Genomic DNA, 25847 nt, shown 5'->3' with positions numbered 1-25847 from the left:
GCGGGAATGGCGGGCACCGGGTCGTGTGACAGATCAGCAGACTTACTGCTTCATCCACATCTGCTGCGTAGCACCAAGGCCGATGCCGCGCGTGATGTCGTCCTCGATCAGGTTGTCCGGGAAGTTCTTGAAGTTCGTCTTGACGATCGAGAGCGCCGGAGATTCGCCGACGACACCGATAACCCAGCCTTCCGTGACGAAGGTCTTGATGAGGTCATTCAGCGCCGCATCGGCCTGCTCGCGGTTCAACGCCTTGGAGGCCTTGTCCCAGTCGGTAAAGACACGGCGAATGGGATGATCGGCCGGCGGCTCGATCCCCGAGGAACCCTTGGTCGAGTACCAGAGATAGTATTGGTGCGCGTAGCTGTCATTGCCCATCATGATGCGCGGGTCGGCCGCCACGACCGACAAGCGGTCGAACGGATACCATTGCATCTGGAAGGAGTTGTTGTCGCGGTTGGCATCCCACTGCGTCCGGTCGATGATGCGCGGCAGAAGCTCGATGCCGATGTCCTTGTAGTTGGCCGCGATGATTTCCATCGTCTTCGGGCCGTTGGCATGCTGCATCTCCACGACGATCTGCACGCGCTTGCCATCGGGACGCAGACGGAAGCCTTCGCTGTCACGCTTGTCGAGCCCCACCTTGTCGAGCAGGGCATTGGCCTTCTTCGGGTCGTATTCGGCCCAGTGCTTTTCCAGCTCGGCATCGTAGTTCGGCGAACCGGTGACGGGTGAGGCCTGACGGGCTTCGGCAAGGCCGGAGAAGATCAGCTCGTTGATCGTCTCGCGGTCGATGCCGATGCTGAGCGCCTGGCGGAAGTCGCTCTTTTCAAAGAGCCCGCGCAGCGCCTCGTCCTTCATGTTGAGGTTCGGCACGAGCGACCAGGTCTGTGCCTGCGTCCAGCGGTGCACCGCGTAGTTACCCTTCTTTTCGTTCTCCTTGTAGAAGGTGAAGTCCTGCGGCTCGACATAACGCATCTGCATGTCGACCTGGCCCTGCACGATCATCAGGTTGAACGCTTCCTGATCGCTGAACAGACGATGCGAGATGCGGTCGATATAGGGCAGCTGGTTGCCGGCCTGGTCCACCGCATAATAATACGGATTGCGCACCATCGTCACGACATCCGACGGGGCCGGCTTCTCGATCTTCCAGGCCGTGATGACCGGCAGATCCGGGTTCTGCCACCAGGCGGTTGCCGCACCCTTCGAACCCCAGAGATCGGTCCACTTCGCGACGCCGAACTTGGCCGCAGCCGCCTTCAGTTCGTCTTCGGAGGCGTACTTGTTGTTGAACTGCTTCAGGTAGTGCTTCGGAAACAGGAAGCTCGGGCGGTCGAGGCTCGGGTCGCCGGTCGAATCCTTTGCCAGGATTTCGAGGAAGTAGACGTAAGGCTGGTCGAACTTCACCTTGAAGGTCTGCTCATCGACGATCTCCAGCTGCATCGGCTTGCCGCCGGGCGCCAGTGTCTGGTCGATATTGGCGAGGATCGCCTTGTTGAGGAACACGTCCTCATACCAGAAGCGGACATCCTCGGTGGTCACCGGCTGGCCATCGGACCATTTCAGGCCCTTGAGAAGCGTGAAGGTGAATTCGCGCGAATCCTCGCTCACGGAATAGGACGAGATATAACCCGGCTTCAGCTTCAGCGGACCGCCCGGCTGCTGCGACCACTTCACGACGCGCTCTTCCATCAGCTTGGTCGGGCCCCAGCGGTCGCCCGGCCCCTTGTAGGCGCGACGCCAGTCGCCGCCGTACTGACCGATTTCCGGCACCTCGACAACGGTCGGCTTTTCCGGAAGCCGCTGATCAACCGCAGGCAGCTTTCCCTCCTTCACCAGCGCGCTCAACATCGGCGACTCCTGGAATGCGAAGGCTGACGTTGCCACACACGTGGCCAGCAGAACACCAATCGAATGTATGAAAATATTTTCTCTTCTTTGCATGCTCATCCTCCCTTTGATTGAGAACATGCGGATGTCCGCCTTATTTCTCATCACATCCGCCTCAAAAACGACGATTGGTCAGGCGGCCTGAAAAATCAAGTCAAAAAAATATTTTCATTTAATGGGAGGAATTGATCAAATTCCGCCGCTCTCCCGCTCCACCAGGCGACATCCTAGCTCGATACGGCAGGTCGGCTGGTCGGCAGCGCCGATCGACAGACGCTTCTCCAAAGCCTGGACGGTGGCAGCAGCCAGCGCCTCCAGCGGCACGCGGACGGTGGTGAGCGACGGGACCGTGAGATCGACGGGCGCGACGCCATCAAAACCAACGACGGCCAGGTCATCCGGCACCTTCAGCCCCTGTGCATGACATTCGGCCAGAACCCCGATTGCCAGGTTGTCCGCGGCACAGAAGATGGCGGTATAGCCGTCGAGGCCGTTGTGCTCGGCAAGGAACTGCCGAAGGGCTTCGCGGCCGTGATTGGGCTCGTAGCCGCGCGCATAGAGCACACCTGCCTGTTCGCGCGGCAGGTCGCGCTGTTCGTAAGCGTCGTAGAAACCGTCCAGACGCCGCTGGATGGTGCTGCGCCCCCGCCAGGTGAGATGCAGGATCTTCTGGTGCCCGCGGCTGATCAGCCAGTCGGTGGCGAGCCGTGCCGCATATCGATTGGCGGGCGCCACGGTGTCGATGCTCATCGTCGGGTCTTCGCCATTGAGAAGCACGGCTGCGATATCCGACTGGCGCACGGACTTCAGCAATTTCGGATTGTCGTCGTACACAATGACGATGCCTTCCGCACCGGCCGCTCGCGCACCCGCCAACACCTCCGCGCCGCTCAGGTCCGGCGCGCCGTTATGCGCCACGATTCGCACGCCCCGCCGCTCGCATTCACGCGAGAGCGCCGTCAGAAGCGTCCATGAGACGAGGTTGAGATCGTTGTGCGGCAGGTTTGCCGGTGGCACGACAAGGTAAAGCGTGGTCAGCGAGGCAATCGCGCCCTTCTGCTGCCGTTTGGCGAGATAGCCCAAACGACGGGCGACCTCGAGCACCCGAACCCGCACCTCCTGCGAGATGGGTGCCGTGCCATTCAGAACATGCGAGACCGTGCTGAGCGCCACGCCCGCTTCCCGGGAGACATCCTTGATGCCGACCTTACGGTCCGACCGCTTGTCCACGTGCTGCTCCTACTCGGCATAATACGGATTGGTGAAGAGTTTCGGACGATCACCGTACCAGACTTCGAAGCGCACGAAACGCCCCTCGAAGCGTCTCTCCAGAATATGCCGTGCCTCCGTCACCTGCTCTTTGGCCACCACGCCGTTTTCCGTGATCGTGCGGATTTCATCGCCGGCGACGAGGCCCGAAAACTGCACGCCGATCACCTGCCCTGCAGCCACGCTGTCGCCAAACATCGGAAGATCGTCTGCCGCTGGCATGGCCATGGTCTCATCGGGCTGGAACGTGATCACGTTGCGGCCTTTGCGAACCGCTTCCAGCACGCCCCGGATGGAACACGTCTCCACATGGAGACGGTTGGCCGGGCTGCCGTGTCGCCGGCGGTTCTTCAGATGGAAATCACTGCCGCCGGTCGCCGGGATCTTTCGCCCGGAGGACAACAATTCCTGCCAGAAGGCGAGCCCCTGCTCATTCATCACGGACCAGTTGCCGTTCCAGATCTCGTAGGCATCGAAATCCACCTCGAAGCCTGCCTGCCAGCGGCCGCCATCGGAATTCTGGAACGGGTGATTGATGATGATCGTCGCGCCATTCGCCCGCGCTTCGGCCATCTTGTCGGCCACGTCCTTCGGCGAGCGGCAACGCCAGTCCGCCACCGGCTTTTCCAGGCCAAAGAAGTTGGTGTGGCCGTAAAACGAGGTCAGTTCTATCGCCGGAATGACCAGAAGACCCGGATCGTCAGGACGGATCGTGTTCTGCGAAACCGTGTTGTGATCCGTGATCGCCACGAAATCCAGCCCTGCCGAACGTGCCCGGTACATGGCATCCAGCACCGTCACGCCGCCATCGGAATGTTCCGAATGGCTGTGCAGGTCGCCCACCACCCAGCGGGGCGTGCGGGCGACAAGCCGGATGTCGAGATCCACCTTGCAGTTCGGGCCGATCTTCACGATGCCGAGCACCACATGCCAGGAACCGGCAAGCGGCCCTCGATCGTAGCCCGGCGTGGCGCGGTCCTCCTCCAGGGTGATGTGGCCACGCTCGGAACCGGTCCAGCCGCGCATGCGCCCATTCTGCGCGACGCCGAGATCGATCACGCTTCCGCCGCCACCGAAGGGGAAGTGATAGCTCACCTCGATCCGCTCGATGTCCGCGCCCACCTCGAAGGGGATCTCGACGAACGATTTTTCTCCCTCCGGAAAGCTGTCGATCACATAGGTGAAATGCTGGTTCCCGCCGCTCATCGGCTCCCCCTCAGTCTCAAGGTCATGATTTCAAATGGCTTGAAGGACAGTTTCAAACGGCCGCCCTGCAGATCGAGCGGATCGCCGCCCTCTTCCAGAAGATCGACCAGGTGCGCCTCGCCGAAACACGGGTGCAGCCTCACCGATGCCTCGCGGCGGCGTCCTTGCGTTTCCCACAGGCGAACGATCACGCCATCGCCGTCTTCCGCCCGCTTGATCGCCTCCAGAGACACACCCTCGGTTTCGATCTCGACCAGCGACGCTTCTTTCGAAGCCACATCCCCGCTGCCCTGCACCAGCCGAAGCGGCAAGTTGAAGTCCTCCGCGGCATCGTGCACGGCCTGCTTGTCGCCGTCATGCACCATCAGCGCATAGCGGAACCGGTGTTCGCCCTGGTCGGCCTCGGTCCACGGATAGGTCGGCGAGCGCAACAGCGTCAGCCGCACCGTGCTGCCCTTGGCGTCATAACCGTATTTGCAGTCGTTCAGCAGCGCGACGCCAAAGCCCGGTTCGCTCACATCGACCCAGCGCTGCATCGAACATTCGAAGCGTGCACTGTCCCAGGACGTGTTGCGATGGCTTGCCCGCCGGACATGGCCGAACTGGATTTCCGCATCGACGGACGCGGCATTGACCGCGACCGGGAAGGCCGCCTTCAACAGCGTGTTGTGCTCATGCCAGTCGATGAAGCAGTCGATCTCCACCTGTGCCGCCCCGGCTGCCAGCGAAACCACCTGGACGATGCGCGAGCGCTCGTAATGCCATTCGAAGCGGATGGCGGCGCGCAAGGGGCCGCGCTCGACCACCGTGACGCTCGCCGGTCGATCGAGCGCATAGGGGTGGTCTTCGAAATCCGCATCGATATCCCAGGCATCGAACTGCGCCGGCATGTCGCGGAAGATCTGCAGCTGGTTGCCGAGCCCGCCCGGTGGCAGGATGTCCCGCCCGTTCTTCCGATCCAGGATCGAAGTCATCCGGCCAAGCGCGTCGAAGCGGATCGACAGCCGGTCGTTTTCGAGATGTGTCTCGGACACCGAAAGCCCGTCAGCCACGGTTGCGAGGTGCTGACGAAGATCGGACAGTGACAGCGCCGGAACCGCGCGTACCGCCAGAAGGTGGGCGGTCGAGCCATCGGCGCGCATAATCGCCTGTCCCTGCCCTTCTGCGGGCGCCTCCCCGCTCACCAGCCATCCGTCACGGCTCCGTCCCGCCGCATTCAGCAGTCGCTGGTCACCGGCCTTGACGAGCGCATCCGCCAAAGATTGCGTGAGCGCATCGATCGCCGCAAAGAAGCGGGCGTAGTCCTCGTCGCTGTCATCGTAAACGGCGCCGATCGACGATCCCGGAAGGATGTCGTGGAACTGGTTCAGCATGACGATATCCCAGAGCCTGCGGATCTCCTCTGCCGGATAGGCCACACCGGCGAACTGTTCCGCCATCACCGCCAGCGTCTCGACGTCCCGCAGGGCAATTTCCGCCAGACGGTTGTTGCGCTTGTTCTTGGCAACGGAGGTGAGCGTGCCGCGGTGGAATTCGGCATAGAGTTCGCCGACCCAGATCGGAAAACGCTCCGGCTCCGCTTCCATCCGCGCAAGCAGACGCTCGAAAAAGGGCCGCATCGGCGCGTGGTCCACCTTCGGGCAGCCCGGAATGCCGCGCTCCATGCGGCGGATGTTCTGCAGCATCTCCCGCGTCGGCCCGCCGCCGCCATCTCCGTGGCCGTAGACCAGAAAGAGTTCGGAATTCAGTGCCTGCTGCCCATGCCGTCGCCAGGTGCCCATCACATGCGTCGGCTTCAGGTTCGGGCAATAGGTCGTGCCGATGCTTTTTGAATCATACGGCTGGGTGGTGAGGAAATAGGCGGCGACCTTCGTGCCATCGATACCCTGCCAGAACATGGTTTCGTTCGGCATGCGGTTCGTATCGTTCCACGACAGCTTGTGGGTGACGAACGTATCGAGGCCCGACTTTTCCATCAACTGCGGCAGCGATGCCGAGTAACCGAACGTATCCGGCAGCCAGATCATTTTGGGCCTGACGCCGAACGTCTTGCGGTGATAGTCGACGCCGTAGAGAATGTGGCGCACCAATGCCTCGCCACCAGCGATATTGACATCCGGCTCCAGCCAGAGCGCCCCTTCGATCTCGAAGCGTCCCGTTTTGACTTCGGCAGAAATCCGGTCGAACAGTTCCGGGTAGTCCTCCGCCAAATAGTCGAGCAGGACGCACTGGTTGTACATGAAGCGATAGTCCGGAAAGTCCTGCATCAGGGACAGGGCGGTCGCCATGGAACGCGCCATCTTCTGCCGGGTTTCGCGCACCCGCCACAGCCAGGCAACGTCGATATGCGTATGACCGGTCGCCACGATCACCGGCTTGTCTTCAAAATCCTGCGCGGTGTAGATCGCCGCCGCCTTGGCCTTGGCATCCGCCAGCGAGGCCCGGAAGCGCGCATCGCTGCCCGGCCGCAGATCCACAACGTCAATCGCCGCCTCCACCGCATTCAGGATGAAGTGCCGGCGCGGGTCATCGTCCGCCAGCAGGCGCGCCACATCGAGCGGTACGCGCAGATCATAATAAAGGTCATCCACCTCAAGGTCATGCACCTGAAGATGGCAGCCGAAGCCCAGCTGGCGACGGTCCTCGATGGTGCCGGCCTCGATCAGGATATCGAATTCCCGGCTAGGACGCCCGTCATTCGTCAGCAGGAACTCGCGGTGATTGCCATCCACCCCCTGGCGGATCGCGCCATCGACCCGCACCAGGCATTGCGGGTCGCTGCGGCCCATGACGCTGCCGAAGGCGGCTTCCACATGCACGACAATGCGCTTGCCATCGACGCCATCCGGCAGACGCGCCCGACCGCCGAACCAGTAATAGCCATCCGGCTCCCCCCAGATGAGGTCGCGGTTGACCGGCGTCCAGCCGGCGCGATCGGAGGCGACCATGACGGGCCGTTCGCTTGCGGCTGCCGGCGCATAGACCAGCGGCACCTCCACCTGAAGCGGCACAAAAATGCGCTCCTGCAGGCGAGCCAGCAAGTTGTCGAGTTTACGGATACGCTTCATCAGGCGGCCCCTCCTCCAGAGCCATCAAGGGATGCTATTTGGCCGACCAGACGACCGGTTGACCATCCAGGATCACGGTGGCCTCGGCATTCCAGCCCGCCGGCAACGGCGATGGCCGCGAAAACGCGACATCCGCAACGGAAAGATCTTCGACGTTGGAGGCAAAGAGCGCCGGCATGCCACCCGGATAGGCAACGAGGCCGATCACCTTGCCGTTTTCGTCTTTCACCCAGGCATTGGCGCGGCCAGCCGCATCCGGCGAAGGCGCCAGATCGAAATGCGTGGGACGAACGTCATAAGTGTGGCCCCGGTGCGGACCATCCACCTGCGCAATGGCGATACGGTTCAGCCGGACATGGGCAATGCCGGACGGGCTGTCGGCCACCAGATTGATCGCACCTTCCATCCGGCCTGTAATGTCCTCGAAGACGACATTCTCGATCCGGCCCGCCGGCTTTCCCGGACGGCGATCCACCACATTCATCGTGATCGCCTCGCCCGACCCCCAGAAACCGTCCGGCGTCTCATGCGTCTCGACGTTAATGCGGAGCACCTCGACATTGCGGATCAGCCCGCCGTCGCGCGAAAACAGACCGATGCCGCGGTTGGAACGCGGCAGCCTGCAATCACTGAAGCGGATGTTTTCGACGTCGCCATGGCTTTCCGTGCCGATCTTCAGCGCGCAGCTGCGGCTTTCGATCTCACAGTGTTCCACAATGACATTGCGGCAGCTGCCGACGGCAGACCCATCCGGGCCGTCACTCGTCTTCAGTACGACGCCATCGTCGGCGGTCGCGATCGTGCAATGACGGATCAGGACGTTATCGCAGGAATCGACAACGATTCCGTCGGTGTTGGGCATTTCCCGGTCATTGTCGATGGACAGGCGTTGCGCCTCCACATTGCGGCAGGCAATCAGATGGATCGTCCACATCGGCGATGACTGGATGCGAAAATCCTCAAGCCGGACATTCTCGCAGTCCTTCAGCACCAGAACGCGCGGGCGCAGCGCCGCCGGAACATGGGTTCCCATATCCTCCAGCCGCCCGACGATGAAATCAGCTCCCGGACCAAGAATCCGCCCCTTGCCGCCGATGCGGATATTCGAGGCGCCCTCCGCGAGGATCATGGCGGTATCGGAGGCTTCCGCAATCACGTCGATGCGGTTGTCGCGATAGGCATCGTAGTCCGGCACGAACTGGAGCACGGCTTCATCAGTCAGGTGGAGATCGGTGCCGGTCGGCAGGCGAAGCGCGCCGCACAGATGCACGCCCGGCCCCAGGACGAGGCGAAGGCCCTGCGCAGCACAATCGTTCAACGCCTGTTGCAAAGCGTGCGTACAAAGGCCGGCCTGCGCAATGAATATATTTTCATTAATGGGCAAGGTTTTTCCTCCGCTTCTTGTCCGAAAGGCAGTTCAGCGAAGTAGTAGCCCAAATATTCCTCGTTTCAAGCCAAAATTCTGCACAAGCGGCTCTGAGTGAGCCCCGAGCGGCCACTTCCACAAGTGAAATTTTTTTCAGATATCGGCAAGCAAGCCTGATGGTCCAGACTTACCCCTTGCGCATCAGCGAGCCGCCCGGAAGATGCTGAGCCCGCTTGTGTTCGTACATCATCATGTCGGCGCGCTTCACCACGGCCTCGACGGTTTCGCCGTCCTCGCTGGTCGCCAGCCCCATGGAGATGCTGAGCGGCGCGCTGGAATAGAACTGGTTGTTGATCTTCAGGAGTTCGAGGATCGTATCCGCCATGGCGTGGGTCGCCTGTCGGTCTGCGCCCGGCATCAGCACCGCGAACTCATCGCCGCCGATGCGGGCCGCATGGTTGGGAAGATGCACAGCACCGTTCAGCACCTCTCCCAGCCGCCGCAACAGTGCGTCGCCGGCGTCGTGGCCCAGGTTGTCATTGGTTTCCTTGAGCCCATTCAGATCGATGACGATCGCCGAGACCGGACGCAACGGCTTGCGCTCCAGCCGGTTCATTTCGTCGATATAAAAGGCGCGGTTATGCAGCTTCGTCAGCACGTCGTGCTTGCCGAGATATTCGAGATAGGCCTCGGCCTTCTTACGGGCCGTGATATCGGTCAGCGCAACCTGAACCAGCGACCAGTCGTGCTCATGTCCCGGCAAGACCGAGAATTGCAACAGCACGTAGCGTTCCGATCCATCCAGTGCATAGTTGATGACTTCGCGCTGGTGGAAAAGATTGCCGTTCCAAAGTTCGATCAGCTGTTCCTTGAAATGCTTTTCCATCTCGTCGCGGAAGATCTCGTTCTGACGGTGGAACAGCGTCTGCCGGTCGGCGGCGCAGAACAGATCGAGCGTCGCCTGGTTCACGTCGATGACGCGGATCTCGCTCATGCACTGGCGCACGAATTCTGGATGGACATCGGTAAACACGCGGAAATCGACGATGCCGCAAACGCGCACGTCCTGCAGCATCTGCTTGATGCGGCTGAAATCCTCGACCCAGAGAGAGACCGGAGAATGTTCGAAGATACCTTCGGCATAGCGTCGGTTGCTGGCTTCCGCCCGGCGCGCTTCCTCGCGCTCCGTCACATCCTCCGTCGTCAGCAGGACCTGCCCGAGCGTGGCCTCGAAGCCCGGCATCACGGTTCCGCGCAACTGAATGTCCATACGCTTGCCCGACAGCGTATAATTCACCGTGCTGCTTTCGAACTCGGTGCGCCCGTCGAACAAAGCGGACAGTTCGTTGATATGGCTTTCCAGCATCTCGTCGCGGAAGATCCGACCGAGATTGTCCGTCAGATGCTGACGATCCTGCGCCTCGAAAATATCGAGCGTCTTGCGATTGACGTCGATGACACGAATACGGCTCGCACAGTCGGCGACACGACGGAGATCGGCCCGCAGGAACCCGCGGATATCGGTCACGCCGTCCGCCCGCCATTCCTCGAACTGACGCTTTACCCCGCTGAAGTCCTCGATCCACATCGGAATGGGTGCGAGGTTGAAAATCTCGGAAGTCAGATGCGTCGTCATATATCAAACTCAATATGGAGAGCGCCGCCACCCCAAGGCAAGCGGCCGAATCATGTTTGCAAACTAAAGCATGAAAACACTTAACGACTTAGCATATTCCGACGATGTATTAACTTTGCCGCACGCCTCACCCGCGTGACGAAAGCATATCTCGGATCAAGGCCGCGGTCTGCCGGGCGCCATCGGCGGCAATGGCAACCGACGGGCGGCGTGTCATCCGATCCGCGTTGCGAATGGCCGCGGCCAGACGGTCGCCGTTCAAGCCATCCTCCGGCACCACCTCGGCGAAACCGAGCGCCGATAGTTTTTCCGCCCGCACCGTCTGCTCGGTTTCCCCGCCGGACGCGAAAGGCACCAGCACGGCAGCGCAGTGCGCCCTCAGGAGGTCGCCCACGGTGTTGTAGCCGGCCTGCGAGATGGACAAGCTCGCATTCATCAGCAGATTGGGGAAATCGCGCCGGAAGCGCACCAAGGTGACATGCGCAGGCGTCTGGCGGGACAGGCGATCGAAATCCTCCTGCGGCAGATTTGGCCCGGTGATCAGGCACCAGCTGCGCGGATCCTGCAGCAGAGCCTGCGCCTGGATGGCCGCATCGATGAGTGCCGCCCCGACCGCACCGCCGCCGGCCGAAACGATCAAGTCGAAGCGATCCTTAGCGGGCTCCGGCGGTTCGGGTGCCACAAGACCGGTGTAATGTACCTTCTCCGCGATCCGCTCTGCCAGCGGGAATGTCTCTTCGAGCCGGACGAATTGCGGGTCGCCATGCACCAGCACACCATCGAAATGGTCTTCCAGCAGTTGCACCGTTTCCGCGTCGCGTCCGGCCTTGCGGTTTTCCTGGAGGATATCGCGCACGCTGCTGAACAGCAGCGGCCGGCGTGGCGCGGCCTTGATCGCATCCAGCAATGGCAGGAGTTCGAAACGCATCTGGCGCCGGCCGAATGGAAAGGCCTCGATCACCACGACGTCCGGCTCACAGTCGCGGAAGGCGGACAAAAGCCTGTCTCGTCGCTGCGTGAGGAAGGCTTCATCCACGGATACGCCGTCGATATCCGCAAGGCCGGAAAAGCCGGCGGTGGAGGCAATCACCGGCGGCAGTGCGATGTGCTTCAGCGAAGGCCCCGGAAACCCATCGACAGGCTTTCCACCGGTCACCATCGTCACGTCCAGGCCGGTCGCCTGCATCGCCTCGGCAATGCGGCTTGCGCGCACGATGTGGCCGATGCCCAGCAGATGCTGGACATAGAAGAAGACGCGTTTTTTCATCGGCGGTGTATCCGTCATTGCTCAGGCTCTCGGCTCAGCTCCCGCGCGACCAGCTTGCCGTGAACAGGCGATCGAGGTCGCGAATGCTGTTCTGGTGGTCGAAGTCGCGACGCACCCGTTCTTCGGCCTTTGTCGCCAACCGACGGCGCAGCTCCGGATCGCGGATCATCTTCTCGAGCGCAAAGGCCAGCGCGGCTGGCTGCTCAGGTTCCACGAGAAGACTGTTCTCCTGATCCGTGAACAGTTCCACGATGCCCGAAACGGTAGTCGAGACGACGGGAAGCCCCTGGCTTGCGGCCTCGACCATCACATTCGGCAGACCGTCCCGATCCCCATCCGCGGTGATGCGGCAGGCCAGCGCGAAAAGGTCGCTGTCGCGGTAATGCTGCAGCACGTCCTTCTGGTCGAGCGCGCCCTTCCAGGTGATGCGCCCGGACAAGCCCAGCGTTTCCGCCAGCTGCTTCAGCCGCGGCAATTCGTCACCGCCGCCGATATGCGTGAAATTCCAGGCGATTTCCCTGGGCAGTCTGGCCAGCGCCTGCAAGAGAACGTCATAGCCCTTCTTCTTGACCGCCCGTCCGACGCTCACGATCCGGATCGGATCGGCTGGGTCCGATCCGTCACGCGCCGGTCGTTCGGCGGTAAAATGGGGAAACCGGTCGAGATCAAGCCCATGATAGCTGAGGTGCACGTTGTTGCGCCCACGGGACAGTGTCGTCAGCTGATCGAACCCGACGCGGGTGCAGGTCACCGCCCAGTCGGCATCGGCGAGCTTCTCCTGAAGCTCCCAATCCGGAGAGGTCCAGATGTCCTTGGCATGCGCCGACACGGTCCACGACAGGCCATTCATCATCGCCGCATATCTTGCGACGGAGGCGGGGGTGTGGATGAAATGCACGTGCAGCCAGCCAGCATCCTTCGGCCACTCGGCCACCAGCACCGCGGCCTGGCCGAACCGCCGGAACCGGTTGCGGGAGACATCCCGCTTCAGGTCTTTCCAGAATGCGGCCAGCGCCGCCGAAAAGCCGGGCATCCTGCGCACCTTTGTCAGCGCCCTCAGCACCCTAAGCGGTTCCTCATGCAGATATTCGGGCAGGTACCAGACAGGCGCCTGGATCTCGTCGTGGATGGGATGGCGTTTCTTGTCGGTCGGCCGGCGCATGGCCACCAGCTCGAGGTCGAAACCGGCCCGTTCCAGGCCGAGCAGTTCCTGCGCGATGAAGGTCTCCGAAAGGCGCGGATAACCTTTCAGGAGAACCACGATCTTCTTCATGGAGGGCATGCGGGTTCTAGCCTTGCGCCAGATAGAGATGCGGGTTTCCCTTTTGCCGCAACAACCCTTCGACGATCCGGGAAATCGTCGGCAGGCCTTCCAGCTGCAGTCCGGGCGCGCTGACGGAGGGAGGATCTCGCTTCAACAAATCCTTGATCGCGGCGGCAAAACGGATGCTGTCGGCGGAATCCTCGGCAGACAGCATGCTGATCAGGCCGAGTTCCTGTGCCCGGGTCGCGCGGATCAACTGCTCCTCGCGCGGCTGCGTGCGCGGCACAATGAGCGCCGGTTTGTCGAAGGACAGGATCTCGCAATAGGTGTTATAGCCGCCCATGGCGATCACCGCCTTGGCGCCGGCGATACGATCTTCGAGGCGGTTGTCGAATTCGAGGATTTCCAGATACGGGTGGCGCTGGGATGCCTCCCGGAAATGGGCACGCTGCTCCGCCGACATGTACGGACCCAGCACGATCACCGCTTTCTGCGTCAGCGTCGGGTCGGCCTCGTAGGCGGCAATCACGTCGCGCACCAAGTCTGCGCCATCGCCACCGCCGCCGGTGGTCACGAGGATGTAATCACCCGCATCCGACCCCGGCTCCACCGCTTCGGCATAGGATTTCCGCTGCAGGAACCCGACGAAATTCATTTTGTTGCGCACGCTCGCCGGCACATCGATGCCGGTCAGCGGATCGTAGAAATCCGGGGGTCCGTAGATCCACACGTCGTCATAAAGGTTGCCGATCTTCGGCAGCACATCATGACGTTTCCATTCCGCCTCAAGCAGGTGCGGCGCGTCCATCACGTCGCGAAGACCCAGCACCAGCGTCGTGCCGCGGGTCTTCAGGTAGGCAAGGGTATCCTCCACCTCACCGCGCAGGCCAAGCGGCTCCTTGTCGATGATGAAGATATCCGGCTCAAAGGTTTCGGCCGTGTGGCGAATGATCGACTGACGCATCTTCAGGGTTTCCTGAAGGTCGATATGCTGGTCCATCGACGTGTATTCGCCGTTGCGCAACTTGATGACGCTCGGGATCTTCACGAAATCCACGCGCGCCCGGTAGTCGAACGCGCCGGCAATCGTCGCACCGGAGATGATCAATACATTCAGTCCGCGAAAATCCTCGACGAGCGAATGCGCAATGGTGCGACAGCGGCGCAGATGACCAAGCCCGAACGTGTCATGGCTGTACATCAGAATACGGGCGTTTCGTCTCGGCATACTCTGTCTTCTCCTTCGAATTCCAAGTGCCGGACACGCTCCCCCGCGCAATCCGAGTATCTCATTTGTACGGGTCGGCGGCATCTCTAAGACCATCGCCCAGGAAATTGAAGGCGAGGATCACGAAAATGACCGGTATAACCGGGAACAGAAGCCACGGATAAAGAGCAAGAACGCTCACCGATCGGGCCTCCGTCAGAAGCACGCCCCAGCTGGTGATCGGCGGCCTCAGGCCCAAACCTAGGAAGCTGAGGGTGGTTTCGCCAAGGATCATTCCCGGAATTGTGAGTGTGGCACTGGCAATCAGGTGCGACATGAAGCCGGGCACGAGGTGGCGCCCGATGATGCGGGCACTCCCCGCCCCCATCAGTTGCGCGGCCAGCACATAGTCCTCTTCGCGCAGCGCCAGTAGCTTGGAGCGGACTGCACGCGCAAGCCCCGTCCAGTCCAGCAACCCCAGGATAAAGGTGATGCCGAGATAGACGAACAACGGGCTCCAATCGACCGGCATGATGGCGGCGAGCGCCAGCCACAGCGGGATCGTCGGAATGGACTGCAAGACCTCGATGATGCGCTGAACGACGAGGTCGAACCAGCCGCCCCAGTAACCGGCAAGGCCGCCGATCACAATGCCGAGAACGAAGCTGGTCATCACGCCGAGCAGGCCGATGGTGAGCGAAATCCGCGCGCCATAGAGAATGCGGGAGAAGATGTCGCGTCCCAGGCGATCCGTTCCGAGCAGGAAGAAATGGCCGTTTTCCGCGGGACAGACGAAGTGCAGATCTGCCTCGAACAGTCCCCAGAACCGGTAGGTTTCGCCGGAACAGAAAAAACGCAGCTTCTGGATGTCGGTCTTGTCGTCGGTATAGACGCGCCGGAGCGTCTGCATGTCGAGCGTCATCGCCTGGCCGTAGACGAAGGGGCCGATGAACGCGCCGTCATGGAAGAGATGCACCGATTGCGGCGGTGCATAGATGAAATCCATGTTGCGCGTATGCACCTTGTAGGGCGCCAGGAACTCGGCAACCGCGATCATCAGATAGGCAATCAGCAGCGCGATGCCGGAGATGAGCGCCAGCCGATGCCGCTTGAAGCGCCACCACATCAGTTTCAGCTGCGACGCCTGATCCGCGAGCGAACCGGAACTCGCCAGGTCATCGGCATAGGGATCGAACGGGTCCTGCCGCACAAAATGCGGCAACGTATCCGATGTCTCCGGCGTGCGCGTGTTCACTTCGTGCTTCCTCCCTGCAGACGGATGCGCGGGTCAAGCAGCGCAAGGGCGATGTCGGAGATCAGAACGCCGATCACGGTGAGGAAGGCAAGGAACATCAGGAAGGAGCCGGCGAGATACATGTCCTGGCTTTGCAGGGCGCGGATCAGCATCGGGCCGGTGGTTTCGAGCGACAGCACGACCGCCGTGATTTCCGCACCCGAGATGACCGCCGGCAGGATGGAGCCGATGTCGGAGATGAAGAAATTCAAGGACATGCGCAGCGGATATTTGACGAGGCGGCGGAAGGGGTGAAGGCCCTTCGCCTTCGCCGTCATCACATACTGCTTGTGCAATTCATCCAGAAGATTGGCCCGCACCCGCCGCACCATTGCCGCCGTTCCCGCGGTGCCGATGATGATCACCGGGATCCACAAATGCTCCAGGATCGACTTGAACTTGTCCCAGCTCATCGGTTCATTGAGGTATCTCTGGTCCATCAGATGGCCGATGGACGTGCCGAACCAGATGTTGGCGAGGTACATCAGCACCAGTGCCAGCACGAAATTGGGCACGGCAAGGCCGATCAACCCGAGAAGCGTCAGCCCGTAATCACCCCAGCTGTACTGGTGGGTGGCGGAATAGATGCCGATCGGAAAGGCGATCAGCCAGGTGAGGATGATGGTGACGGTGGAGACCAGGATCGTCAGCCACAACCGGTCGCCGACGACGTCTGAGACCGGCAGCCGGTATTCGAAGGAATAACCGAAATCGCCGACAAACATGCCGCCGACCCAGTTCAGGTAGCGGATCGGCAGCGGCTGATCGAAGCCATATTGCGCCCGCAACTGCTCGATCTGCTCCATGTCGGCCTTTTCGCCGATCGCCTTCAGCTCCTCCACATAGCTTTCGAAATAATCGCCCGGCGGCAATTCGATGATCGTGAAGATCAGCATCGAAATCAGCAGCAGCGTGGGGATCATCACCAGCATGCGCCAGAGGATGTAACGGATGAATTCACGCATCGCGGTCGTACCAGAATGTGTCGGGCATATAGACGCCGAGATAGGAGAGCGGATCGTAGCCGTAGAGGCCGTCCTTCGGCACGTTGCGCAGCTGTTCGGCATGAACGATCGGCTGAAGCGTGGCATTGACCGTGCCGATGGTGAAGACCTGGTCGGTGTAAAGGGCCAGCATCTGGTGCCAGAGACCGGTGCGTTCGGTGGCGTTCGGCGCCCTTTGCCACGCCTTCAGCAGGTCGAGAAGCTGCACCGCTTCCGGCAGATCCGGCGCATGGCCATCGCTTCCGCCGGACATGGCGTGCAGGCCCCAGAGCGGCCAGTGCTGATGATCGTCGCTGGTGGGCGCCAGATCCTTCGGCGACATGTCGGCGGTCGGAATGCCGTTGTCGATACCCTGGCCGACGGTCATGATCGTGTCGCCGCCCTTCAGGCGCCGGCGCAGGAGTTCGCGCTGCGACACCCGCACGAAGATTTTGATGCCGATCTCGGCCCAGTAATCGCGGATGAGTTCGAGGACATCACCCTCGACGGTGTTTTCGCCGGCCGATTCCACCGTCACCTTCGCCGGGCGGCCATCCGGCAGGATTCGCGTGCCGTAACTGTCCCGTTCGGTCAGCCCCACGTCATCCAGAAGACGGTTTGCTTCCGCCGGATTGAACATCGCCCAGGCATCGCGGTACGCGGGCCGGAAGAGCGGACTTGCGGGCAGGATAGTGTTGGCGCTTTCCTTGGCAAGACCGAAGAACACCGCCTTGTTGATTTCCATGCGGTTGATGGCGAGCGACAGCGCCCGTCTCACCCGCACATCCCGCCAGAGAGAGCGCCAGACCTCATCCTTGCAGTTGAGGTTGGGGAACATGCAGACGCGCGATCCCTGGATACGCTTCCACAGATCGACGGTCAGCGGATAGCGCTGCTCGGCATTCTTCAGAAACGTGTAGTCGGAAAAATCGAGGTTGGAGAACTGCAGATCGCTTTCGCCGGTGCCGGTCTTTGCCGCGATCAGATCGGGCGAGCCGACATCCATCAGGATGCGATCGACATAGGGCAGTTGCTGCCCCTTTTCATCGACCCGGTGATAATAGGGATTGCGCTCGAAGACGAAACGACCGGAAGGCGGCGTCGTGCGGTTGCACCAGGCGTCCAGTGACGGCAGATCCGGGTTTTCCGGCCGCACCGTGCGCGACATGCGCTGGAAAAGCGCCACCCAGTCCTTCACCCGCTCCCGCGCCACCAGTTCGTCCAGTCTTTCCTTCGTCTGGTACTTCTTGTGGAACTGCCGGAGATAGGCCGCCGGCATCATCAGGCGAAGCGGCGAGGCCGAGGCGACGTCGGTCAGGAAATCCGGATTGGGCTCGTCCCAGGAATAGCGGATGGTGAGCGGATCGAGAATCTCAAAGCGCGGGCCCTTGCCGTGCAGCTTGAGACTGGCCGGAATGCCGCCCTTGTAGAGTTCCTTGAAGTTGAACATGTCCTCCCAGACGAACCGGAAGTCCTCCGCGGTGAACGGCGTCCCGTCCGACCAGCGATGCCCCTCGCGCAGCTTGAAGGTGAAGACGCGCTCGTCCTGAACCTCGAAACTTTCCGCGAGGTCCGGCTCGAATTCCAGCCGCTCGTTGAACCCGACGAGGCGGGCATAGGAGATGACCGGCATATAGCGGATGTCACGCTGCCCGCCGATCAACATGCGGATTGAACCGCCGAAACGGCCGGTCAGCTTGCCGTTCGCGGCAAGATCGACGACCCGTGGGTTTTTCGGCAGCCGCTCGCCAATCGGCGGAAGCGCCCCTCCCGCTTCCATCGTCTCGAGATAGTCGGATTCCAGATAGGCGGAAAACGCCTGTTTCGGAAGGAAGGTGCCGGCCAAGAGGGCCAGCGCCTGGCGTCGTGTGATCATGGCCGCAACTCCCGCGCATCGACATTGCGACGCGCCAGCACCAGGTGTCCGCCGCCGAGATCGGCATGGGTCAGATCGCCGGCGTCCTCTGCCAGGAACTGCCGTGCCCATTCCTTTTTCGCCACCGAACTTGGCGTGCCGACAGCGGCAAAATCCAGTGGATGGTCAAGATTTGGCACCGGTACCGCCGCCAGAAGCTTTTTCGTGTAGGGATGCACCGGCTGGCGCATGATCACGTCGCAGGGTGCGATCTCGACGATCCGACCGGCATACATCACCGCCACCCGATCCGCCATGTAGTTCACCACCGCGAGATTGTGCGAAATGAAGAGGTAGGTCAGCCCCAGATCCCGCTTCAGATCCTTCATCAGGTTGAGGATCTGCGCCTGGATCGACACATCCAGCGCCGACACGGGTTCGTCGCAGATCAACAGGTTGGGGCTGAGCGCCAGGGCTCTCGCGATGCCGATCCGCTGGCGCTGGCCACCGGAAAAACTGTGCGGATACCGCGAAAGCGTGCTTTCCGGCAGGCCGATCGCCCGCACCAGTCGGTTGACGGCATCCTGGCGGGCCCGGCTGTCGCCACGGCGATGAATTTCCAGCGGCTCGGCGATGATGTTGCGGATCGTCATGCGCGGCGAGAGCGACGAGACCGGGTCCTGGAACACCATCTGGATGCGCTTGCGCAGCGTCTCGAGATCGTCCCCCTCGGCCTTCAGCACGTCGATCGGGCGCTGTTCACCGAGATAGGAAATCTCGCCCGAATCCGCGGTCACGCCACGCATCAGGATCTTGCTGAGGGTCGTCTTGCCGCAGCCGCTTTCACCGACGAGACCAAGGGTTTCCCCACGCAGGATATCGAAGCTGACATCGTTGACCGCAAGTGTGGGCGGCGGGGGGGCAAGACCAAAGCCGCCACCCCGTTTGGAGTGGAAGGATTTCGTCACATGGCGCACGCTCAGCAGTACGGGCGATGCGCCGGCCATGACCTCGCATTTCTCCAGAAGCCCGGCTGTCTCGACGCGGATTTCGCGCAGCGGCTTCAACCGCTCGTCGCGGGCCATATCGAAATCCGGCACGGCATTCATCAGCCCTTGCGTGTAGGCGTGGCTGGGATTGCGGAAGATCGCCTCCACCGGTCCAGCCTCCATCACCTCGCCGCGATAGACGACGACCACCTCGTCCGCCATGCTGGCCACCACGCCAAGATCGTGCGTGATCAGCAGCACGGCCATTCCGAGCTTGGATTGCAACTCCCGCAGGAGCTTGAGGATCTGTGCCTGAATGGTGACGTCGAGCGCCGTCGTCGGCTCGTCGGCAATCAGAAGCGACGGCTTGCAGATCAGCGCCATTGCGATCATCGCACGCTGGCGCATGCCGCCGGACAGCTCGAAGGGATACATGTCGAAGGCACGCGCGGGGTCGGTAAAGCCGACGAGTCCCAGCATTTCCTCGCAGCGTTCCCGTCGCTCCTTTGGGGAGAGAACCGAATGGATCTTCAGGCTTTCTTCGATCTGGTTTCCCACGGTATGCATGGGCGAAAAGGAGGTCATCGGCTCCTGGAAGATCATGCCGATGCGGTTGCCGCGAATGGCGCGGATCTTGCGGCCGCCTCGCGGAAGCTTCAGAAGATCGATCTGCTCGCCCGTCTCCGGATCGGTGAACACGGCGCTGCCGACCACCCGGGCCGCTTCGGATTCGATGCCGATGATGCTGCGGCCAAGCACCGATTTGCCCGAACCAGATTCGCCCACCAGCGCCGTGACCTTGCCCGGCCTCAGGCGCATGCTGATGCCCCGCACGGCGCGAATCTCTCCGCCCATCACCGGAAAGGAGACCGCAAGATCATCGACACGGAGCAGATCCGAGCGTTCAGTCATCAAGTATGTTCCCGAAACCGCCCGGCATCTTGCTCAGGCAGGCCTGTCCCCACTGTTTTTCAAGACCGTATCGCAGCGTCTTGCTCATGTCTATGATCAACGACTACATCACCGTCCGGTCCATCAACGTATTGATCTGATTCAAAAACCCTATCCGGAAGATGACAGTTCCCGAGAAATTCGGGCAAAGCTTGTCAATTTGTGCGCAATTGCGACATGAACCGGGTGAACAAGGGCCAGGACACGGGATGACACAGGAAGACATAGCCAGATGACACCACGGCAGAGACTGTTGGAGATCCGCGCGGCGATCGCAGCCGGTGATCATGCCCTGGCGCGCACGAGACTCGATGCCCTCGCCGCCGAAGCGCACAACGATGGCGAACTGGGGCACACAACGCTGCTCGGCCTCCCGCGCAAGCTGCACTCGGCCTACCTGAAGCTCGCCAAGGCCGAGAAGCGCATGGTGGAGCGCATGGGCCTGCAGCAGACGCTGGTGCCGCCGCCCGATCTCCTGGCGCCCTTCGTCGGCTTTTCCAGTGCAGAACGGCGGGCCATGAACGCGCGCAATCGCGACGCCGTGCCGCCCGTCCTCCACCAGATCTGGATCGGCACCCTTCCCCTGCCCCCTGGCATCGAAGCCTGGCGCACTCATGCGCAACGCCATGGCCTGCAATACCGGCTGTGGCGCGAAGCGGACCTCGAAGCGATCGGCATCCACGATCACCCGACCTTCGCGCACATGCTGGCGGCGGGCGATTATCCGGGCGCCGTCGATATCGCCCGTTATGCGGTTTTGGCAAAAGAGGGCGGCATCTATGTCGACTGCGACTGGTACCCCGCCCGCGACGACCTGAGCTTTGCCGATCTCCTGCCGCTCACGGGGCTATCGGCGCTTGCCGAGGATACGTCGCGCGAGACGGGCATGGGCAGCCTGCTGCTGACGAATTCCTTCATCGCCACGCCCGCCGCTCACCCGGTCTTCGAGCGAATGCTCGCCATCCTGCCGGACGTGACACGGCTTCTGCCGGATGGCCCGGCCTGGTGGTCCACCGGACCGCTGATCATGACGCTGCTCTTCCGCGGCACGACGTTCCACGTGCCGGATGCCCGGTTCGTCGCCGCCAACCTGCCCCGCCGCGCGGATGTCGCCGATGTCGAGCGCGCACGGCAGGACGCGCAGGATCGGGATCTCGGCCTGCTGATCGGCTGGAAATCCTGGTAGGGCGGGGTCAGTTGCCGATCAGATCCGCGGCGGCAGCCCAGCGGCACGCCGGGTGTCCGGCGGTTCGTTCAAACAGCCGTTCGAGAAAGGCCCAGGCCTGTTCGTCATGCACCAGATGGTGTGTCAGCACGCCGATGGCGCGCACCGGCTGATCGCTCTCCAGATAGGCCAGGATGTCGCCGAAAAGCACCTCCGACGGATGGCCTCCGCGGGTTCCGCGCCAGTCCATGATATCGATGTGGGTGTTGAGCACGGGTAATGGCGCCGGCTTCTCGCGACCGAAGACAGAGAGGCTGCCGAAGCCCAAAGCCGGCAGTCGTTCGACTATCTCCGGCGCGATCCGGTTCCAGGGCGGAACCAGCATGGACAGGAACTGCGGGCCATGGAGCGCGTCAAGCTTTTCAAGGCCGTGCTTCAACTCGCCCAGAACCTCATCGATCGGCCGGTGGAGGCCGAGCTCCTGGTTCTTGGCCTGTGGCGGCGCATGGTTCCGGTGCGACCAGCCGTGCACGGCGACAGCCACATGCGGCTCTCCCCTCAGGCAGTCCACGAGCGGCTGCCCGGTCTGTTCGGGGATCACCGCCAAAGTCAGCGGCACGCCGGCCGTGCGCGTCAGGGTCAGCAGACGGTCGAGCGCCGGGGTCGGCAAGACAGCATCATCGTCACGCAGCCAGAAATTCACGACCTTGCCCTGATCGGCGAGGTGGTCGAGCAGGGCCATTACCTGGGTTTCAGACATCGTCACTCCTTCACGACCGAGCGGAGAATGGTATCGAGCCTCTTGGTGGCGGATGCCAGCGAGTGCTCGCCCGCCACAAACTGCCGCGCCGCCTCGGCATAGGTCTTGCGTCGCGCCGTGTCACGCAGCAACGTGCGGATGGCTTCCGCATACGCTTGTGGATCTCCCGGCGCCGTCAGAAGGCCGGTGCGCTGATGCACGACCACTTCCGGCACGCCGGCAACCGCCTCGGCAATCACGGGAAGCCCCGCCGCCTGGGCTTCGAGATAGGCAAGCCCGTAGGCCTCGCCGTGCCCCGGCCAGACATAGAGGGATGCAGAGGAGAAAACCGCAGCAATCTCCGCCGGCTTCAGCTGACCATGCCAGCGCAGCCGACCGGCCGGGATGTGCGAAAACAAGGCCCCGATCGCCTCCCGTTCCGGCCCGTCGCCAATCAGGCTCAGGCTCCAGTCTTCGTCGAGAAGCCGCGAGAGTGCTGCCGCCAAGGCGCTGTAGCTGCTCAGCTTGTCGCCCGGCCGCATCATCGCGACCGTCACGAGATGACCGGCTTGCGGCCGCGGATCTGTGGCAAGGAACGGGGTCGCGTCGATGAAGGGGGGAAGTCCGGCGAGGCGCGCCTCCGGTACGGCATCTTCCAACCCGCGGCGATCCCGCTCCGTCAGGCAGATGTTGACCGCTGCCTGCCGCACGCCGTCGCGAACCAGCGCTTGGGATACCGCCCAGCCGCCGATGTTGCGTCTGTGCGAATAGGAACATTCTGCCGTCACATAGGGTATGTTGAAGTCCCGGCAGAGGGACGGACCAAGCCGATCCGGCGCCTTGTAATAGGGATGGTAGCAGAACCAGAGATCCGGCGGACCAGCCGTCTCCCAGTCCGCCGCGATGCGATGGCGTTCCGCCGCCGCATCCGCCGCGTGGTCCGGCGGCACGTCGGGCGACGCAGAGTAGGCGCGCAACTGCGAGACCACCTCCACCCTATGCCCGGCGAGCGTCAGAGCCTGCAGCAGTTGGAGCGCCATCAGCCGGTCACCGGAGGGAACCGGATGCTCGGGCGATTTCAGGGGAGCGTAAAAGGCGATCTTCATGCCGCAGAGATAGAGGGAGGCAAGGGGCAGAATGCAAGGGCCGCCCCCATTTTTCCCGCGCCGTATCCTCGTCAACCAACCGCATCTGCCACGCCCGGTCGAGCAGCCGTGACACACCGTGATCTTGACAGGCGGGCCTCGGCCACTCAACTGAGCAGCCGGAACAGGTTGATAAAAGGTGATGCGCGCGTGGACCAGGAACAGAACAGCCGGACGGATCTTCTGGCCGCCATTCAGAGCAAAACCGCAAAGGCCGGTGTCATCGGGCTCGGTTATGTCGGCCTGCCGCTTGCCATGAGCATGTCGCGCGCCGGCTTTTCCGTGCTCGGTTTCGATATCGACCCGGACAAGATCACCGAGATCGATCGCCACAAGAGCTATATTGATGCCGTATCGGATGCCGTTCTTGCCAAGGAGCACGGCGAGGGACGGTTTGCCGCGACCTGCGATTTCGACCGGCTTGCCGAATGCGATGTGATTGCCATCTGCGTGCCCACCCCGCTGACGCGCTACCGCGATCCGGACCTCACCTATGTGGAAAACACCTGCCGGGACATCGCCAAGCGCCTGAGGCCCGGCCAGCTCATTGTGCTGGAATCGACCACCTATCCCGGCACCACCGAAGAGGTGATGAAGCCGATCCTGGAAAAGACCGGGCTGAAAGCCGGCCAAGATTTCTATCTCGGTTATTCGCCCGAACGCGAAGATCCCGGCAACCGTGATTTCGAGACCTCGACCATTCCAAAGGTTGTCGCCGGCGATGGCGACTATGCCTCTGCGCTGATGCAGGCTTTCTACGGCGCCGTGGTCAAGACCATCGTGCCGGTCTCCTGTACCCGAACGGCCGAAGCCGTGAAGCTGACGGAAAACATTTTTCGCGCGGTCAACATCGCACTCGTCAACGAATTGAAGCTCGTCTACGACGCGATGGGCATCGACGTCTGGGAGGTGATCGACGCGGCGAAGACCAAACCCTTCGGCTACATGCCCTTTTATCCGGGGCCGGGACTCGGCGGGCACTGCATCCCCATCGATCCCTTCTACCTCACCTGGAAATCGCGCGAGTTTGAGCAGCCGACGCGCTTCATCGAGCTTGCCGGCGAGATCAACACTGCGATGCCGCGGCACGTCGTCGAAAAGCTGGCGGAAGCCCTGGATCGCCGTCTCGGCCGGGCGCTCAGCCGCTCGAAGGTGCTGATCATCGGCCTCGCCTACAAGAAGAACGTTCCGGACATCCGCGAAAGCCCATCGCTTCGGCTGATGGAACTGCTTTTGGAGCGCGGCGCGGATGTTTCCTATCACGACCCCTTCATTGCGGAGGTGCCGCGCACCCGTGAATACGGCCACCTGAAGGGGCGACGCTCCGTCGCGCTTTCGGCAGACACCCTTGCGGGCTTCGATGCGGTGGTCATCGCGACCGACCACGACCGGATCGATTACGCGGCACTCGCGCAAGACTCGTCGCTGATCGTCGATACCCGAAATGTATTTGCCCGCCGCGCCATCGCGTCGGACAAGGTCGTCAAGGCTTGAGAAGAACGGCCGCGGCCAGGAGACGGATGTGAGCAGACTCGACAGTTTCATCAACCGCATGAGCGCGCAGCGTGACATGCTGAACCATGTGCGTGACACGTGCGTGCTGCCAGACAGCGGCATCATCGTCGAGATCGGCCTCGGCAATGGGCGCACGTACAGCCACCTGCGCGAAAATTTTCCGAATCGGCGGATCATCGCATTCGACCGCAAGCTCGCCTCGCATGCCGGAGGGACTCCGGACCCGCAGGATTTCATCGAGGGCGAAATTCGCGAGACCGGTCAGGGCCTCATTGGCGCCGAGGCCGCGCTCGTTCATGCCGATATCGGCACGGGATACGACGAGAAGGATGCGGTGACGCTCACTTGGCTGCCACAGATGGTGGCCGGCATGCTGGCCTCCGGCGGCTATGCCGTCAGTGGCCTGCCGCTGAGCCACCCGGACCTGGAAGAGCTTCCGCGCCTGCCGACGGTACAGGAAGGTCGCTATTTCCACTATCGCCGGCGGTAGACGCAGCGGGCTCCGTTTTCGGATGACAAATCTGTGGAAAAGCGTCAGTCCGCCGGTTCAAGCACCGCGACAGGCCGTTTCCCGATGCCGTTTGCCCGGTCGCGGAGCGTTTCCGCCAGCGCGCGGCTGACTTCGATGCCCATGCGCGGATTGTCCGCCATCACCTTCAGGAAACAGTCCTTGCCGATGCGCAGAACCTCCACATCGGTGACGGCGCGCGCATGGCCGCGCCGCGGCGCATCACCCCACAGGCACATCTCCCCAATGATGGAATTGCGCGCGGCAGAACCGACCACATTTTCGCCGGATGGCCCGGATACGACCAGCTCCACGGTGCCATCGATGATCACATAGGCGCTGTCGGAGGCGTCACCACACTGGAAGATCGCCTCGCCCGGACGATAACAGACCCTCGCGGATGTAAACGCGAGGAGCTTCAGCTTGCACGGGTCGATCCTACTGAAGTAGGGAACCTGGCGAAGAAGCGTGACCTCGTCGTTCAGCAGCATGGCGTCCACCATATCTATTGCGCTGGACGTTATTCA

General features: G+C 62.1%; 19 protein-coding genes. 3 read left to right on the top strand and 16 right to left on the bottom strand.

The genetic code is table 11. From position 1 onward, the window contains the following. Positions 1–42 precede the first annotated feature (42 nt). From G6N78_RS24405 to G6N78_RS24345, 13 genes are all read right to left on the bottom strand, one after another. Complete coding sequence (locus tag G6N78_RS24405) at positions 43–1854, bottom strand: ABC transporter substrate-binding protein (protein ID WP_234906037.1); 1812 nt, start codon at positions 1852–1854, stop codon at positions 43–45. Positions 1855–2082: 228 nt separating this feature from the next. Beyond that, complete coding sequence (locus G6N78_RS24400; RefSeq protein ID WP_165225137.1) at positions 2083–3123, bottom strand: LacI family DNA-binding transcriptional regulator; 1041 nt, start codon at positions 3121–3123, stop codon at positions 2083–2085. A 9-nt stretch (positions 3124–3132) separates the two neighbouring features. Continuing rightward, positions 3133–4368 carry a CehA/McbA family metallohydrolase gene (locus G6N78_RS24395; protein WP_165225134.1) on the bottom strand — a complete coding sequence of 412 codons (1236 nt, stop codon included), beginning with the start codon at positions 4366–4368 and terminating at the stop codon, positions 3133–3135. Then, on the bottom strand, positions 4365–7436 hold the full coding sequence (locus G6N78_RS24390; protein ID WP_165225130.1) for an alpha-mannosidase: 3072 nt from the start codon (positions 7434–7436) through the stop codon (positions 4365–4367). The genes G6N78_RS24395 and G6N78_RS24390 overlap by 4 nt, the downstream gene beginning before the upstream one ends. A 34-nt stretch (positions 7437–7470) precedes the next feature. Continuing rightward, positions 7471–8820: a polygalacturonase PglB gene (gene pglB / locus G6N78_RS24385; protein WP_165225128.1), complete on the bottom strand. Its 1350-nt coding sequence runs from the start codon at positions 8818–8820 to the stop codon at positions 7471–7473. A gap of 169 nt (positions 8821–8989) precedes the next feature. After that, a complete protein-coding gene (locus tag G6N78_RS24380; protein ID WP_165225125.1) occupies positions 8990–10438 on the bottom strand; it encodes a sensor domain-containing diguanylate cyclase in 1449 nt (482 codons plus the stop codon). Positions 10439–10565: 127 nt separating this feature from the next. Beyond that, positions 10566–11723 (bottom strand): glycosyltransferase family protein, encoded by a 1158-nt coding sequence (locus tag G6N78_RS24375; protein WP_441397990.1) that lies wholly within the window; start codon positions 11721–11723, stop codon positions 10566–10568. 16 nt (positions 11724–11739) lie between these two features. Further along, on the bottom strand, positions 11740–12987 hold the full coding sequence (locus tag G6N78_RS24370) for a glycosyltransferase family 4 protein (protein ID WP_165225118.1): 1248 nt from the start codon (positions 12985–12987) through the stop codon (positions 11740–11742). Positions 12988–12994: 7 nt separating this feature from the next. Next, positions 12995–14197, bottom strand: a complete 1203-nt coding sequence (locus G6N78_RS24365) for a glycosyltransferase family protein (protein ID WP_165225116.1) — start codon at positions 14195–14197, stop codon at positions 12995–12997. Positions 14198–14258: 61 nt separating this feature from the next. Further along, on the bottom strand, positions 14259–15431 hold the full coding sequence (locus tag G6N78_RS24360) for an ABC transporter permease (RefSeq protein WP_165225114.1): 1173 nt from the start codon (positions 15429–15431) through the stop codon (positions 14259–14261). Beyond that, complete coding sequence (locus G6N78_RS24355; RefSeq protein WP_165225113.1) at positions 15428–16435, bottom strand: ABC transporter permease; 1008 nt, start codon at positions 16433–16435, stop codon at positions 15428–15430. The genes G6N78_RS24360 and G6N78_RS24355 overlap by 4 nt, the downstream gene beginning before the upstream one ends. Continuing rightward, entirely contained in the window at positions 16428–18329 is a 1902-nt protein-coding gene (locus G6N78_RS24350) for an ABC transporter substrate-binding protein (protein ID WP_165225111.1), read from the bottom strand. The genes G6N78_RS24355 and G6N78_RS24350 overlap by 8 nt, the downstream gene beginning before the upstream one ends. Next, complete coding sequence (locus G6N78_RS24345) at positions 18326–20209, bottom strand: ABC transporter ATP-binding protein (protein ID WP_165225109.1); 1884 nt, start codon at positions 20207–20209, stop codon at positions 18326–18328. The genes G6N78_RS24350 and G6N78_RS24345 overlap by 4 nt, the downstream gene beginning before the upstream one ends. A gap of 271 nt (positions 20210–20480) precedes the next feature. Between G6N78_RS24345 and G6N78_RS24340 the strand changes: the two genes are divergently transcribed. After that, positions 20481–21434, top strand: coding sequence for a glycosyltransferase family 32 protein (locus G6N78_RS24340; RefSeq protein WP_234906035.1), 954 nt, complete (start codon positions 20481–20483; stop codon positions 21432–21434). A gap of 7 nt (positions 21435–21441) precedes the next feature. Here the strand turns inward: G6N78_RS24340 and G6N78_RS24335 are convergent, their stop codons facing one another. Both G6N78_RS24335 and G6N78_RS24330 read right to left on the bottom strand, forming a co-directional pair. Next, positions 21442–22173 carry a polysaccharide deacetylase family protein gene (locus G6N78_RS24335; protein WP_165225107.1) on the bottom strand — a complete coding sequence of 244 codons (732 nt, stop codon included), beginning with the start codon at positions 22171–22173 and terminating at the stop codon, positions 21442–21444. A gap of 2 nt (positions 22174–22175) precedes the next feature. Further along, complete coding sequence (locus G6N78_RS24330) at positions 22176–23258, bottom strand: glycosyltransferase family 4 protein (protein WP_165225105.1); 1083 nt, start codon at positions 23256–23258, stop codon at positions 22176–22178. A 189-nt stretch (positions 23259–23447) separates the two neighbouring features. On the opposite strand from G6N78_RS24330, the gene G6N78_RS24325 reads away from it, so the two are divergent. Both G6N78_RS24325 and G6N78_RS24320 read left to right on the top strand, forming a co-directional pair. Then, positions 23448–24791: a nucleotide sugar dehydrogenase gene (locus G6N78_RS24325; RefSeq protein ID WP_234906034.1), complete on the top strand. Its 1344-nt coding sequence runs from the start codon at positions 23448–23450 to the stop codon at positions 24789–24791. Positions 24792–24819: 28 nt separating this feature from the next. Then, complete coding sequence (locus G6N78_RS24320) at positions 24820–25302, top strand: class I SAM-dependent methyltransferase (RefSeq protein ID WP_165225100.1); 483 nt, start codon at positions 24820–24822, stop codon at positions 25300–25302. Between the two features lie 44 nt (positions 25303–25346). Here G6N78_RS24320 and G6N78_RS24315 read toward each other — a convergent pair whose 3' ends face one another. Then, a complete protein-coding gene (locus G6N78_RS24315) occupies positions 25347–25811 on the bottom strand; it encodes a cyclic nucleotide-binding domain-containing protein (RefSeq protein WP_165225097.1) in 465 nt (154 codons plus the stop codon). Positions 25812–25847 lie beyond the last annotated feature (36 nt).

Origin of the sequence: Allorhizobium pseudoryzae (assembly GCF_011046245.1) — a bacterium.
Lineage (GTDB): Bacteria > Pseudomonadota > Alphaproteobacteria > Rhizobiales > Rhizobiaceae > Neorhizobium > Neorhizobium pseudoryzae.
The sequence above is the reverse complement of the archived record's forward strand: the minus strand, read 5'-3'. Positions and strand labels throughout refer to the sequence as shown.

Coding starts and splice junctions, on each gene's coding strand:
- G6N78_RS24395 (WP_165225134.1), bottom strand. CDS start 4,368: ATGAGCGGCGGGAACCAGCATTTCACCTATGTGATCGACAGCTTTCCG.
- G6N78_RS24315 (WP_165225097.1), bottom strand. CDS start 25,811: ATGCTGCTGAACGACGAGGTCACGCTTCTTCGCCAGGTTCCCTACTTC.
- G6N78_RS24345 (WP_165225109.1), bottom strand. CDS start 20,209: ATGACTGAACGCTCGGATCTGCTCCGTGTCGATGATCTTGCGGTCTCC.
- G6N78_RS24340 (WP_234906035.1), top strand. CDS start 20,481: ATGACACCACGGCAGAGACTGTTGGAGATCCGCGCGGCGATCGCAGCC.
- G6N78_RS24380 (WP_165225125.1), bottom strand. CDS start 10,438: ATGACGACGCATCTGACTTCCGAGATTTTCAACCTCGCACCCATTCCG.
- G6N78_RS24375 (WP_441397990.1), bottom strand. CDS start 11,723: ATGACGGATACACCGCCGATGAAAAAACGCGTCTTCTTCTATGTCCAG.
- G6N78_RS24355 (WP_165225113.1), bottom strand. CDS start 16,435: ATGCGTGAATTCATCCGTTACATCCTCTGGCGCATGCTGGTGATGATC.
- G6N78_RS24330 (WP_165225105.1), bottom strand. CDS start 23,258: ATGAAGATCGCCTTTTACGCTCCCCTGAAATCGCCCGAGCATCCGGTT.
- G6N78_RS24405 (WP_234906037.1), bottom strand. CDS start 1,854: ATGTTGAGCGCGCTGGTGAAGGAGGGAAAGCTGCCTGCGGTTGATCAG.
- G6N78_RS24335 (WP_165225107.1), bottom strand. CDS start 22,173: ATGTCTGAAACCCAGGTAATGGCCCTGCTCGACCACCTCGCCGATCAG.
- G6N78_RS24350 (WP_165225111.1), bottom strand. CDS start 18,329: ATGATCACACGACGCCAGGCGCTGGCCCTCTTGGCCGGCACCTTCCTT.
- G6N78_RS24370 (WP_165225118.1), bottom strand. CDS start 12,987: ATGCCCTCCATGAAGAAGATCGTGGTTCTCCTGAAAGGTTATCCGCGC.
- G6N78_RS24390 (WP_165225130.1), bottom strand. CDS start 7,436: ATGAAGCGTATCCGTAAACTCGACAACTTGCTGGCTCGCCTGCAGGAG.
- G6N78_RS24365 (WP_165225116.1), bottom strand. CDS start 14,197: ATGCCGAGACGAAACGCCCGTATTCTGATGTACAGCCATGACACGTTC.